This is a genomic window from Providencia sp. wls1914 (genome assembly GCF_009706645.1).
Lineage (GTDB): Bacteria > Pseudomonadota > Gammaproteobacteria > Enterobacterales > Enterobacteriaceae > Providencia > Providencia zhijiangensis.
On sequence record NZ_WLUN01000004.1, the window covers coordinates 419,011 to 432,468 of the forward strand.

The following is a 13,458-nucleotide window of genomic DNA, read 5'->3' on the forward strand; positions in this document are numbered from 1 at the left end:
GGATATCCTCTCTAGCCGCCTATTTCGAGCCACAGCGTTGTTGGTTTCTCTCAGTTACCCTAGTCACATACTTTATGTATGCTCCTAGGGATACCTTCGTTCACCGCCTAGCTGTGATTCGAAATTCGAGGGTATAAATGACTTTTCAGAGGGAAAAACATTTATATTTCAATTCACAATGCTGTTTATTTTTAACTAGTTGCTTAGTCGACTAAGCTTTTATTTATATTTTGAAAGACAAGGTAAAGTTGTTTATCAGTCGTTTTATTGTGTTTGTTGTTTTTAGAATAAATATTGGTAAACCAAATAAGCGGCTAGTTTTGATGTGTGGTTATCAATATCAAATTCAGGGTTGCACTCAGCGATATCAAACAGCGCAATCTTGCCGCTGGATTTGATGACACGAAATAATTCATCAAATGTTTCAGTAGAAATACCTCGAGCGGCTGGTGCACTGACTCCCGGTGCGATACCCGCAGAGAACACATCCAAATCCACAGTGACATACAGGTAATCCACAGAATTTATAAATTGTTTAATCTGTTCAATTGCTTGTGGTAATAAACTTGTGGTTAAGGCTTTATCGCGAATATAGTGGCAGCCTAAGCGATCCGCTGTATCGAATAACACCTTGGTGTTGCCATGATCCGCAATGCCTAAACACAGGTAGTTAAAAGGACGCTGATGTTTTGCACACAGTTGTGAGGATTGTAAAAATGGCGTACCGGATGTGGCTTCTGGGGCTTCACGTAAATCAAAGTGCGCATCAAAATTGATAATCCCAATGGTCTTTTCTGGCTGATGTTTTTGAACGAAATCGAAAACGCCTTGAAAGCTCGCAAAGCCGACTTCGTGCCCACCGCCTAAAACAATGGGTTTTTGACGCTGTTCTAACACTGAGATTATTTCATCAGATAGGCGACGTTGAGCTGCTTCCAGCTCACCATCGTCACAACTTACGGTTCCCACATCACGGATAGCCAATGGCTGGTGGATAGGTAAGCCAGCAAGTTGACGACGAATGGCATCAGGGCCAGCTTTAGCACCTTGGCGGCCTTTATTGCGGCGAACACCTTCGTCTGAAGCGAAGCCGATAATGGCAAACTCTGCAGGTGAGCGTTGGTTGATGACTTGGTGAATGCGTAAATGTTCCTGTGTTTCACCATCAGTACGACCCTGCCATTGAAAAGGTTGTGTCATAGTTACTCCAAGTTAATCAGTTTTGTTATATTTTGGGCCGTTTGGCATGTTGCTTTAATCAGCTCATCGACGCGGTTGACGGCACGAAATTCGGGTGCCATGACAGAGACGACAGCTAAAATATCGTTGCCTTTAAAAACAGGTGCCGATGCGCCAAAAACACCAGCGTCAATTTCACCAACAGAAATGCCATAGCCCTGTTGCCGGATTTGAATCAGATCCTGTTTTAATTTCTGTAAATAGTTATCGTTGTGTAGCTGCTTGGCGTGAGTTTCGAAGACCAATTCTTGATACTGTTCATCACGGTAGGCTAAAAGGGTTTTTGCGCTAGCGCCGCGGATCACGGTATTACCATGCCCAACAATAAAAGAGCAGCGTACGGCTTGTTCACTATCAATTTTATCGACACAGATAGTTTCCCGTAGGTTGGCGGTAATAATTGCCGCAGTCTCTTGGGTCTTTTTGGCCAGTGCGTGCAACTCTGATTTTGACGAGGTCATTAGCAAACTGTGGTGATAGTATTTTTCTTGAGTTTTGATACTCTGCGCACCAACGGTATAAGTGCCATATTGCTTAGAGTAAGTCACAAATTCCCAGTTTATGAGAATAGTTAAAAGCCGATAAACCGTTGAGAGAGGAATATCTAACTCTTTGGAGATGGTTTGCGGTGTGATTGGAGACGCGCAAGTCGTGACAAACGATAAGATATCTAGTGTTCTATTAATACTGTTCATGGCATCTCCTTTTTCTCGAACTTAGCAGTAAAAAAAATCACTAACAAATGATATTCTCAATATATGAGAATAATATTATTGAAATTAGATTAAATTTGCAGATTTGTGGGTTGAAATTGAGAATATTCACGCAAATCCTATTTAAACCAGAGTGGCAGTATGAGCGAACAAAAAAAGCGTTATCGAAAAGGCGGGTTTACCTTCAAGCAATTTTTTGTTGCTCATGATCGTTGCGCGATGAAGGTCGGTACTGACGGGGTATTACTCGGTGCGTGGGCGCCTCTTAATGCGACAAAATACGCGTTGGACATAGGTAGTGGGAGCGGATTAATTGCCTTAATGCTGGCTCAGCGTAGTGAGCAAGTGCAGGTTGATGCGGTTGAACTTGATGACGCCGCAGCGTTACAAGCGCAGGAAAATTTTGATGAATCACCATGGTCTGAACGGCTGCGAGTGTTCCATCAGGACATTATTACGTTTAGCGAACAGCCTAACCATCAATATGATTTAATCGTGAGTAACCCCCCTTATTTTGAACCTGCGGTGGCGTGTCGAGATGAAAAACGCGATCAAGCGCGCTATACCGGAACACTTACTCACCAAGTATTATTAGATAGCGCTAAACAATGTTTGGCACCAAACGGTATTTTTTGTTTGGTATTGCCCTATGAAGTGGGAGAGAAAGTCGAAGCGATGGCAATGGAGAGTGGTTGGAATTTAGCTTACCGCGTGCAAGTTCAGGATAAATCACATACGCCATATCATCGGATGCTATTAGGATTGACGATTAAGATGACGGAGCCGGTTATTTCGTCTTTAACGTTGAAACAACCAGATGATAGCTATACGGATGAGTTTATTTCGTTGATCCGGCCATTTTATCTTAAGTATTAAAAGCCTATCTGCTGCTAATGCACAGATAGGCGGTGAATATTAGCGGGTTAAAACGGTTGGACCAGAATCGGGTAAAAGCTCAGGGTAGTCTAAGGTATAGTGTAAACCGCGACTCTCTTTACGTTCTAAGGCGCAACGCACCATTAACTCTGCAACTTGGACTAAGTTGCGCAGTTCCAGTAAGTTGTTGGAGATGCGGAAATTAGCATAATAGTCATTAATTTCTTGTTGAAGTAAATGAATACGACGCAAAGCGCGTTCAAGTCGTTTTGTGGTTCTTACTATCCCCATGTAATCCCACATAAATAGGCGCAATTCATGCCAGTTATGCTGAATTACAACCTGTTCATCAGAATTATGAACTCGGCTTTCATCCCATTCAGGGAGTGCAGAAATCGCAGGGATCTCGTCGATCGTTTTGATAATATTTTCTGCGGCAGCCCATCCATAAACTAGGCATTCAAGTAATGAGTTAGACGCCATGCGATTGGCACCATGTAACCCGGTGTAACTCACTTCACCAATAGCATACAGATTCGGTATATCTGTCATGCCGGTTGGGTCAACAACGACGCCGCCGCAGGTATAGTGGGCAGCGGGAACTATCGGGATCGGCTCTTGGGTTAAATCTAAACCTAAGGTGAGTAACTTGGCATAAATGGTGGGGAAGTGGTTCTTAGTAAAGTCTGGGGATTTGTGGCTGATGTCGAGATACATGCAGTCCGCCCCGAGGCGTTTCATTTCATGGTCGATAGCTCTGGCAACAATATCCCGCGGTGCTAATTCACAGCGCTCGTCATAATCTGGCATAAAGCGGCTGCCATCAGGGCGTTTTAAGTAAGCGCCTTCACCACGTAAAGCTTCAGTGAGTAAGAAATTACGTGCTTGCGGGTGGAATAAACAGGTTGGATGAAACTGGTTAAATTCCAAGTTCGCTACACGACAACCTGCTCGCCATGCCATGGCAATACCATCACCAGATGAGATATCGGGGTTGGTGGTGTATTGATAAACTTTCGCAGCGCCACCCGTGGCTAATACGATGGTTTTAGCTCGAATAGTTTCGACTTGCTCTTTTTGGCGATTCCAAACATAGGCACCAACAATGCGGGAGCGCGCGTTCTGTTGGGTTTTGTCTTCGAGGATTAGATCAACCGCGTTGTAGCGTTCTTTGATCTGGATATTAGGGTGTTCGAAAGCAAGATTAACCAGGGTGGTTTCAACCTCTTTTCCGGTGGCATCCGCGTGATGCAGAATGCGGCGATGGCTATGCCCGCCTTCTCGGGTGAGGTGATACTGAGTTTCCCCTGTTTCGTTGATTTCAGTATCAAATAAGACGCCTTGGTCAATGAGCCACTGAACACAATGTTTGGCGTTTGATGCGATAAACTCGACGGCGCTCTTTTCACAGATCCCTGCACCAGCTACAAGCGTGTCATTTACATGAGACTCAATGCTATCTGTATCATCGAAAACGGCGGCTATTCCGCCTTGAGCATAATAAGATGCACCTTCATTGAGGGTGCTTTTGCTGAGAATAGTAACTTGATGAAAGGGCGCGAGCCGGAGTGCGGCTGATAATCCTGCGACACCACTTCCAATGATTAAAATATCAGTGTCATGCTGTGTGGATGCGTTCATAAGTGTTTGTGTGCTGTGTTTCTATAGAGAATTTTATGTTAGCCTATCGAGCTGCCTGTGACTATGTATTAATCGCATTTTGAGTTCCCAAAGAACCGTTTTATTTAGCTACACTTTAGTTATTTGGAAAATCATCGTTTATTTGGAAAAAACCATTGGCTACATGATAAGTACCAATGTGAATGAATAAATTCCACGTAATCATGCCGTAGATATGCCTGTTTTGTGTATACTATTAGGTAGTGCTCACAAGGAGCAATGGGATCGATTAAGAAACTTTGATCCCATTTTTTGAAATTATTTTCGATTATTTTTGGAATAAATTGAACTTCATCAGTTTTTATTACTCGAAGTTAGGCTTGCTTAAGGAAGGGAGAAGATGAACAAGTTAAGTCATTATCAATCTGTGTTCAGGAGATGGTTCCTGGAATGAGCGAGCAGCTGACAGACCAAATATTGGTTGAGAAAGTACAAAAAGGCGATCAACAAGCTTTCAATTTACTGGTGATTAAATACCAGCATAAAGTTGCAAGTCTCGTTTCTCGTTATGTACCGCAAGCGGATGTGCCTGATGTCGCACAAGAGTCGTTTATTAAGGCTTATCGTGCAATCGGTTCGTTTCGTGGCGACAGTGCTTTTTATACTTGGCTTTATCGAATTGCTGTCAACACGGCAAAGAACTATTTAGTCGCGCAAGATAGACGTCCTCCCGCGTCAGATCTGGAAGCGAGCGACGCAGAAAACTTCGAGTCCGCCGGCGCATTAAAAGAAATTTCGAACCCAGAGAACTTAATGTTGTCTGATGAATTAAAGCGAGTTGTTTTCCGTACCATTGAGTCACTGCCAGAAGATCTTCGAATGGCAATCACGCTACGTGAACTTGATGGTTTAAGCTATGAAGAGATTGCCGAAGTGATGGATTGCCCTGTGGGTACAGTTCGATCGCGGATCTTTAGAGCGAGGGAAGCAATTGATGAAAAAGTTCAGCCGTTGATCCAACAACATTAATTGGTTGGGTCGCGAGTTACCATTTAACTGTGAGCAATTAACTGAAGGTAATTGGGCATGCAAAGAGAGAAACTTTCCGCAATGATGGATGGTGAAGCTCTAGATTTAGAACTTATTAACACCATTTCATGTGATTCAACGTTAAAGCAACGTTGGGAGAGCTATCATCTTGTTCGTGATACTCTGCGTAATGATACAGGCGATGTCATTCATTTTGATATTGCAAGTAAAGTTGCGGCAGCGCTGGAAAATGAAGCGGTGCGAATTAATCCTCAAGCAGTTGTTGAATCACAACCAGAGCCAGCAAGCTGGAGTGGCTTCCCGTTTTGGAACAAAATTCGTCCATGGGCTAGCCAAATTACGCAAATCGGTGTGGCTGCATGTGTATCACTCGCTGTAATTGTGGGTGTTCAACAATACAATCAAAGCAATAGTGTCGATTCTACTGTGGATGATCCTGTATTTAATACCGTTCCAGTCGGACGTGGTGCGCCAGTTAGCTTAAATCTTTCAGATAGCCAATTGTTTGGTACTGAGCAACAATCTCAGCAAATCGAGCAACAAAATCAACGTATTAACGCCATGCTGCAACAGTATGAAATTGAAAGACGTTCAATGCTGAATCAGCCGCATCAAGACAGTGATAAAAATACCGCATCAGCAGGGGTTAAACTGCAATAATGAATAAATGGTTATCCGTCTTCTGCCTGACGGGCAGCCTGATTATGTCTAATCAAGCGTCGGCATCATCTACGGATGCCGATGTTCTTTTCAAAGAAATGGGAACGGCTGCCCAGAACCTGTCCTATGAAATGTCGTTTATGACATTCAATCCGCAAAATATCGTTCCAGTGCGCTATCGCCACGCGATTATTAATGGAGTCCCTATTTCTCAAATGATCCAGATGGATTCATCTCGCCGAGAGATAGTGCAAAATGGTAACCGAATTAGTTATTTTGAACCGGGATTCGATGCGTTTAGCTTAAATGGTGAACATATCATTGATAACTTACCTACGGTACTTTTTGCGAATTACCAAAAAATTCAGCCTTATTATAATTTTATCGATGCTGGTCGTACGCATATTGGTGATAGACCCGCATTAGTCATGCGAATTATTTCAAAAGACAATTCTCGATTTAATTATGTGTTATTAATCGATGAAGAAACTAAATTGCCACTGCGTGTTGATTTACTCGACAACAATAATCAAACACTGGAACAGTTTAGGGTGATTTCGACTGTTTTAGATAGCAAGAATGTACAAGATTCATTGAAATCTCTCAGTAATGTAAATTTACCACCATTATTAGTGTCGCCGAAAAACGAAAATCCATCGTTTAAATGGCGGGTGGGAATGCTGCCTCCAGGCTTTGAGGAAGTGTCTCGCTCTACGCGAAAATTAAGCGATGATGACATCATTGAAACGGCAATGTTCAGCGATGGGCTATTTACCTTTTCGGTTAATGTGACAAAAACATCGAAAGGTCCTTTACTTGATCAGCCACTACAAAATGGTCGCCGCACAATTTACACCATGACTCAAAAGCAAAATGTGATTACGATAATAGGGGAGTTACCGCTATCAACATCCCAGTTAATTGCGAGTAGCATTCAGTTTCGGGAGTAAATCATGGTAAAAGAATGGGCAACGGTGATTAGGTGGCAGAAAGGGCGAGCATTATTGCGTTATGGCTCTTCAGCCGGATGTGGAAGTTGCAGCGCTCGTGCTGCTTGTGGTTCATATGCTTTAAATAAAATTGGGCCTAACACTGAGCACGAATTGGAAATTGAAGTTGAACAGCCTTTGGTTGTTGGACAAAAAATTGAAGTGGGTATTCCTGAAGGGAGCTTACTGCGTTCTGCGATGTTAGTCTATTTAACGCCATTGGTTGGATTGTTTTTATTTGCCGCATTGGCTCAATTAGCTGAATTTGAGCAGGTATGGGTCGCATTAGCGGGAATTTTCGGTGGGTTTGCTGGCTTTTTCACTGCGCGAGAAATGGCTTCACGTTGGCGTAATAAAATCGATTTTCAGCCAATCGTTTTACAAATAGGACTGCCCCCCGGCGAAATCAGCGTTCAAACACATTGTTGAATGCCATTGTCTCACATTATCGCCTGTAGCTAAGCTTTCACGACACAAGCTTTTTACTACAGGCGATTTTGTTTTTAGTCGTTCAAAAATGAAGAAAAACGAAGAAAAATGAAATAAGTAACTCATTCAACTTTGGCAAGTTTACAGTTGTTTTACATTGAATCTTTGTGTTAGTGGGTTCTTGTATGTAAAATGCTGCTAATTAGCAATCTTGTGATAATCATAGCATTTTAGTTTTGTGGCAAAATTTGCTCAAAACTGATTTTGTAAGGCAATTTAAAAGAAGATATTACCTTGAAAATCAAAAACATCAGAAACTTTTCGATCATTGCACATATCGACCACGGAAAATCAACGTTGTCAGATCGTATTATTCAAATCTGTGGTGGCTTAACTGACCGTGAAATGGCGGCTCAGGTTTTAGACTCTATGGATCTGGAACGTGAACGTGGTATCACCATCAAAGCACAGAGCGTAACGCTCGATTATAAAGCGGCGGATGGCGAAACTTACCAACTGAACTTTATCGACACCCCAGGACACGTGGACTTCTCCTATGAAGTTTCTCGTTCATTGGCTGCGTGTGAAGGCGCATTATTAGTTGTGGATGCAGGGCAAGGTGTTGAAGCTCAAACCTTAGCGAACTGCTATACAGCTATTGAAATGGACTTGGAAGTGGTTCCAGTCCTTAACAAGATTGACTTACCAGCCGCTGATCCTGAGCGTGTTGCTGATGAGATTGAAGACATTGTGGGTCTTGATGCCCATGATGCAGTTCGTTGTTCTGCGAAAACCGGTATCGGTGTTCAAGATGTTATCGAACGTTTAGTGAAAGAAATTCCACCACCAGAAGGTGATGGTGATGCACCGTTACAAGCGCTGATTATCGACTCTTGGTTCGATAACTATTTAGGTGTTGTTTCTCTGATCCGTATTAAAAATGGTACATTGAGAAAAGGCGACAAAGTTAAAGTGATGAGTACGGGCAACGTGTATAACGCGGATCGCCTCGGTATTTTCACACCAAAACAAGTTGACCGTGATGTGCTTAACTGCGGTGAAGTAGGCTGGTTAGTGTGCGCGATTAAAGACATCACTGGCGCCCCAGTTGGGGATACTTTAACAGGTGCTCGTAACCCAGCAGATAAAGCATTACCGGGCTTCAAAAAAGTGAAACCTCAAGTTTATGCGGGTCTGTTCCCTGTTAGCTCTGATGACTATGAAGCTTTCCGCGATGCATTGGGTAAATTAAGCCTGAATGATGCTTCCTTGTTCTATGAACCAGAAACGTCAACAGCATTAGGATTCGGTTTCCGTTGTGGTTTCCTTGGCTTATTGCACATGGAAATCATTCAAGAGCGTTTAGAGCGTGAATACGATCTCGACTTAATCACTACGGCGCCAACGGTAGTTTATGAAGTTCAGCAAACTAATGGCGAGATTGTTTATGTGGATAGTCCGTCGAAATTACCACCGCTGAATAACATCGAAGAGTTAAGAGAGCCTATCGCTGAGTGTCATATGCTGATGCCTAAAGAGTATTTAGGTAACGTTATCACTCTGTGTATTGAAAAACGTGGCGTACAAACCAACATGGTTTATCACGGAAACCAGGTTTCTTTGACCTACGAAATTCCGATGTCAGAAGTGGTGCTGGATTTCTTTGACCGTTTAAAATCAACCTCTCGTGGTTATGCTTCTTTAGATTATTCATTCAAACGTTTCCAAACGTCAGACATGGTGCGTGTGGATGTGTTAATCAACAACGAACGTGTCGACGCATTAGCGCTGATCACCCACCGTGGCAACTCGCAGTACCGCGGACGTGAGCTGGTGGAAAAAATGAAAGAGCTTATTCCACGTCAACAGTTTGATATTGCTATCCAAGCAGCAATTGGTAACCACATTATTGCTCGTTCTACAGTGAAACAGCTGCGCAAAAACGTTCTTGCCAAATGTTATGGCGGTGACGTTAGCCGTAAGAAGAAACTGTTACAGAAGCAAAAGGACGGTAAGAAACGTATGAAGCAAGTGGGTAACGTTGAACTCCCACAAGAAGCGTTCCTTGCTATATTGCACGTTGGTAAAGACAGCTAAGTTTACAAGGAGTCTTAATGGCTAACACATTTGCCCTGATCCTCACACTGGCTACGCTGGTGACAGGGATTATTTGGTGCTTAGATAAATTTAAGTTTGCGCCAGCACGTAAAGCGAAACTTAAAAAATTGCGGGAAGTAACAAACGGCTCAATGAACGAAGATGAACTCGCGAAAGCAGTTCGTCGTCCGTCGTGGCTGGAAACGGGAACCTCAATTTTTCCTGTGTTAGCCATTGTTTTGGTTGTTCGTTCGTTTATTTATGAGCCGTTCCAAATTCCATCAGGTTCGATGATGCCAACACTCTTAGTTGGTGATTTTATGTTGGTTGAGAAGTTTTCTTATGGATTGAAAGATCCTATTACTCAAACCACATTAATCGAAACGGGTAAGCCTAATCGTGGAGATATCGCGGTATTTAAATATCCGAAAGAGCCAAATGTAGACTTCGTGAAACGTGTTATTGGTTTGCCGGGGGATAAAATCATTTATAACCCCGAAGCGAAAGAGCTGACTATTTACCCTAACTGTGCAGACAATAAATGCACAGAAAAATTACCAGTTACTTATGGCCCATTAGAGCCAAGTGAATGGACAATGGTATTTGAAAATAGCTCCGTGGTTGATAATCAATATGGTAATTATCAAATCCCAGTAGACCAAGCGGTACCGAATAACTCACTGCGTCAATATGGTCGAAGTGAGACATTAGATACCGTTACGCACCAAATTTTGACGATTAATAACTACATTACTCAATCAAAATATGTACAACCAGGTTTACCACTTAATGAGTGGATTGTACCTGAGAAACACTATTTTATGATGGGTGATAATAGAGACAACAGCTCTGATAGCCGTATGTGGGGCTTTGTTCCTGAGCAAAATTTAGTGGGCCGTGCGGTGTTTATCTGGTTAAGTTTAGATAAACAAGAGAACGAATGGCCTACAGGTATTCGCTTTAGCCGAATTGGTCCTCTATAATTCATTTCAGACAATGCGGGTTTTCATGAGAAAACTCGCATTATCATAAGCATTATTATTTTACCCAGTGTACAATAATGTTGTTTTAAACATTATTGACTTCCTAATTATTAACTATCCTCGTTAAATTCCGATAATTCATAAAATTTATTTTTCGAATATCAATTGCTTACGGGTGATGGTCGGAGGAAGTCAGTGCAAACGCAACAGTTTTGTAAAATAGCTGATTTTACAGGTCTGTTGCGTGTGCTTTTTTATTAAACGTAGAATGGTTGGGCGCACATGAACCCCTCTTTGTTAGAAAAATTACAGCGTAAGCTGGGATATACATTCCAGCAAAATGATTTATTAATTCAGGCATTAACTCATAGAAGTGCTAGCAGCAAACATAATGAAAGACTGGAGTTTTTGGGTGATTCAATTCTCAGTTTTGTGATTGCTAACGATCTCTATCATCGTTTCCCTAAAGTGGATGAAGGTGATATGAGCCGTATGCGCGCAACGTTAGTGCGTGGAAATACACTGGCAGAAATTGCCCGTGAATTTGAACTCGGTGAATGTTTACGTTTAGGTCCGGGTGAATTAAAAAGTGGCGGTTTCCGCCGAGAATCGATCTTAGCTGATACCGTTGAAGCCTTAATTGGCGGGATTTTCCTTGATAGTAATATTCAAACTATCGAACAGATCATTCTGGCATGGTACAAAGTAAGATTGGATGAAATTAGTCCGGGTGATAAACAAAAAGACCCGAAAACGCGGCTACAAGAATATCTGCAAGGGCGTCATCTTCCACTACCAAACTATTTAGTGGTACATGTGAAAGGTGAAGCTCATGATCAAGAATTTACGATCCATTGCCAAGTGAGCGGCATTGAAGAGCCGATTAACGGCATAGGTTCAAGTCGTCGTAAAGCGGAGCAAGCCGCAGCAGAACAAGCATTGAAAATCTTGGAGATTGAATGAGTGAATTACAATCCCACTGTGGTTTTGTTGCCATAGTTGGACGACCAAATGTTGGGAAATCAACACTGTTAAATCAGTTACTGGGGCAAAAAGTCTCGATCACATCGAGAAAGCCGCAGACAACTCGCCACCGTATTATGGGGATCCATACAGAAGATAATTACCAAATTATCTATGTTGATACCCCAGGTCTTCATATTGAAGAAAAAAGAGCAATTAACCGTTTGATGAACCGCGCTGCATCCAGCTCTATTGGCGATGTTGAATTGGTTATTTTTGTGGTTGAAGGTACCCATTGGACACCTGATGATGAAATGGTGCTGAACAAGCTATCTAGCTTGCGTTGCCCAGTCATTTTGGCGATCAACAAAATTGATAATGTGGTGGATAAAACCAGCTTACTGCCACACATCGGTATGATCAGCCAAAAAATGAATTTTTTGGACGTGGTGCCAATCAGTGCAGAAAAAGGCACTGGCGTTGATACCATCGCGAAGATTGTGAAGCAGCACATCCCCGAAGCTATTCACCACTTCCCTGAAGACTATATTACAGACCGCTCTCAGCGTTTTATGGCCTCTGAAATTATTCGTGAAAAACTGATGCGTTTCTTAGGTGACGAGCTACCATACTCAGTGACTGTTGAAATTGAACAGTTTAAAGAGATGGATAAGGGTGGCTACCATATCAACGGACTGATCTTAGTTGAGCGTGAAGGTCAGAAAAAAATGGTTATCGGTAATAAAGGTAGCAAGCTGAAAACCATTGGTACCGAAGCTCGTATTGATATGGAACGTCTGTTTGAAACTAAAGTTCACTTAGAGCTTTGGGTTAAAGTTAAATCCGGTTGGGCAGATGACGAAAGAGCACTGCGTAGTCTGGGCTATGTTGACGATTTAAAATAATCGGTGACATTGTGAGTGGTTGGCAACGCGCGTTTGTGCTCCATTCCCGTCCTTACAGTGAAACGAGTCTATTGATTGACTTTTTCACGGAAGGGGAAGGAAAAATTCGTTTGCTAGCAAAGGGTGCGAGACGCAACCGCTCACCATTAAGAGGCTGCTTGCAGCCTTTTACACCTTTGTTGATCCGTTGGAGTGGCAAAGGTGAAATCAAAACCCTCATCAATGCTGATCCAGTCTCTCTTGCTCTCCCTCTTAGTGGCACTGTTTTATATAGCGGTTTATACCTTAATGAACTTACCGCTCGGGTTATTGAGTTTGGCACACCGTATTCATCTCTATTTTTTGATTACCTCAATTGCTTGCAAGTTTTAGCCGGAAGTGAACGCACGCCTGAATCTGCTTTACGCCAGTTCGAGCTCGCTTTGCTGTCTTATCTCGGTTACGGCGTAGATTTTTTACATTGTGCGGGCAGTGGTGAGCCAGTTTCAGACACCATGACCTACCGTTACCGTGAAGAAAAAGGGTTTATTGGCAGCCTGATTGTTGACCAACTCACATTCACGGGTAAGCAATTAAGAGCGTTAGCCGAACGCGAATTCCCTGATGCGGACACCTTAAAAGCCGCTAAACGGTTTACCCGCATGGCACTGAAACCTTACCTTGGCGGTAAACCCCTTAAAAGCCGTGAACTCTTCAGGCAATTTATTATCCCTTCTCAGAATATGGCGAAGTCATAACAATTAATTGATTTTGTTTTATGACGCTATTTTTTCTATTTGTTATTACTGCGAGCATTTCCAACTATATACCTTTCCAGCTGCGGACTGTTGTAACCGCAAAATTACAGGCAATCTAGACAAAGTTTTCGTCCTATCCATTTTCTTCGAGGCGCTTCCCAAAACATGAATGTAATTGATGAAATATTATTATTGCT

At 42.5% G+C, this 13,458-nt stretch carries 11 protein-coding genes and 2 pseudogenes; 10 read left to right on the top strand and 3 right to left on the bottom strand.

Annotated features, from left to right (window positions below):
* Positions 1–282 precede the first annotated feature (282 nt).
* Together hutG and GKR74_RS04120 are read right to left on the bottom strand one after the other, a co-directional pair.
* Complete coding sequence (gene hutG, locus GKR74_RS04115; protein WP_154602640.1) at positions 283–1,200, bottom strand: formimidoylglutamase; 918 nt, start codon at positions 1,198–1,200, stop codon at positions 283–285.
* 2 nt (positions 1,201–1,202) lie between these two features.
* Entirely contained in the window at positions 1,203–1,934 is a 732-nt protein-coding gene (locus GKR74_RS04120) for an IclR family transcriptional regulator (protein ID WP_154602641.1), read from the bottom strand.
* 159 nt (positions 1,935–2,093) lie between these two features.
* Between GKR74_RS04120 and trmN the strand changes: the two genes are divergently transcribed.
* Positions 2,094–2,828: a tRNA(1)(Val) (adenine(37)-N(6))-methyltransferase TrmN gene (gene trmN / locus GKR74_RS04125; RefSeq protein WP_154602642.1), complete on the top strand. Its 735-nt coding sequence runs from the start codon at positions 2,094–2,096 to the stop codon at positions 2,826–2,828.
* 39 nt (positions 2,829–2,867) lie between these two features.
* On the opposite strand, the gene nadB is transcribed toward trmN, so the two are convergent.
* Entirely contained in the window at positions 2,868–4,469 is a 1,602-nt protein-coding gene (gene nadB / locus GKR74_RS04130) for an L-aspartate oxidase (protein WP_154602643.1), read from the bottom strand.
* Positions 4,470–4,898: 429 nt separating this feature from the next.
* Between nadB and rpoE the strand changes: the two genes are divergently transcribed.
* From rpoE to recO, 9 genes and pseudogenes are all read left to right on the top strand, one after another.
* Entirely contained in the window at positions 4,899–5,477 is a 579-nt protein-coding gene (rpoE, locus tag GKR74_RS04135; RefSeq protein ID WP_006661282.1) for an RNA polymerase sigma factor RpoE, read from the top strand.
* Between the two features lie 57 nt (positions 5,478–5,534).
* Positions 5,535–6,158 carry an anti-sigma-E factor RseA gene (rseA, locus tag GKR74_RS04140; protein WP_154602644.1) on the top strand — a complete coding sequence of 208 codons (624 nt, stop codon included), beginning with the start codon at positions 5,535–5,537 and terminating at the stop codon, positions 6,156–6,158.
* The gene (gene rseB, locus GKR74_RS04145; RefSeq protein WP_154602645.1) at positions 6,158–7,108 is read left to right on the top strand and encodes a sigma-E factor regulatory protein RseB; all 951 of its coding nucleotides are present in this window, start codon (positions 6,158–6,160) and stop codon (positions 7,106–7,108) included. Before rseA ends, rseB begins: the two co-directional genes overlap by 1 nt.
* A 3-nt stretch (positions 7,109–7,111) precedes the next feature.
* Positions 7,112–7,609, top strand: a pseudogene (gene rseC / locus GKR74_RS04150) (SoxR-reducing system protein RseC).
* A gap of 267 nt (positions 7,610–7,876) precedes the next feature.
* Positions 7,877–9,673 (top strand): translation elongation factor 4, encoded by a 1,797-nt coding sequence (gene lepA / locus GKR74_RS04155; protein WP_181478773.1) that lies wholly within the window; start codon positions 7,877–7,879, stop codon positions 9,671–9,673.
* 17 nt (positions 9,674–9,690) lie between these two features.
* Positions 9,691–10,656, top strand: a complete 966-nt coding sequence (gene lepB / locus GKR74_RS04160) for a signal peptidase I (RefSeq protein ID WP_154602648.1) — start codon at positions 9,691–9,693, stop codon at positions 10,654–10,656.
* Between the two features lie 282 nt (positions 10,657–10,938).
* Positions 10,939–11,655: pseudogene (gene rnc, locus GKR74_RS04165) on the top strand (ribonuclease III).
* Positions 11,616–12,524, top strand: coding sequence for a GTPase Era (gene era, locus GKR74_RS04170; protein WP_036949437.1), 909 nt, complete (start codon positions 11,616–11,618; stop codon positions 12,522–12,524). The pseudogene rnc and the gene era overlap by 40 nt, the downstream one beginning before the upstream one ends.
* Before the next feature lie 11 nt (positions 12,525–12,535).
* Entirely contained in the window at positions 12,536–13,261 is a 726-nt protein-coding gene (recO, locus tag GKR74_RS04175; RefSeq protein WP_181477344.1) for a DNA repair protein RecO, read from the top strand.
* The last annotated feature ends 197 nt before the right edge of the window (positions 13,262–13,458 follow it).

Excerpts from the sequence above, each read along its gene's own strand:
- nadB (WP_154602643.1), bottom strand. The coding sequence starts at position 4,469 with ATGAACGCATCCACACAGCATGACACTGATATTTTAATCATTGGAAGT.
- trmN (WP_154602642.1), top strand. The coding sequence starts at position 2,094 with ATGAGCGAACAAAAAAAGCGTTATCGAAAAGGCGGGTTTACCTTCAAG.
- lepB (WP_154602648.1), top strand. The coding sequence starts at position 9,691 with ATGGCTAACACATTTGCCCTGATCCTCACACTGGCTACGCTGGTGACA.
- GKR74_RS04120 (WP_154602641.1), bottom strand. The coding sequence starts at position 1,934 with ATGAACAGTATTAATAGAACACTAGATATCTTATCGTTTGTCACGACT.
- rseB (WP_154602645.1), top strand. The coding sequence starts at position 6,158 with ATGAATAAATGGTTATCCGTCTTCTGCCTGACGGGCAGCCTGATTATG.
- hutG (WP_154602640.1), bottom strand. The coding sequence starts at position 1,200 with ATGACACAACCTTTTCAATGGCAGGGTCGTACTGATGGTGAAACACAG.
- rpoE (WP_006661282.1), top strand. The coding sequence starts at position 4,899 with ATGAGCGAGCAGCTGACAGACCAAATATTGGTTGAGAAAGTACAAAAA.
- rseA (WP_154602644.1), top strand. The coding sequence starts at position 5,535 with ATGCAAAGAGAGAAACTTTCCGCAATGATGGATGGTGAAGCTCTAGAT.
- era (WP_036949437.1), top strand. The coding sequence starts at position 11,616 with ATGAGTGAATTACAATCCCACTGTGGTTTTGTTGCCATAGTTGGACGA.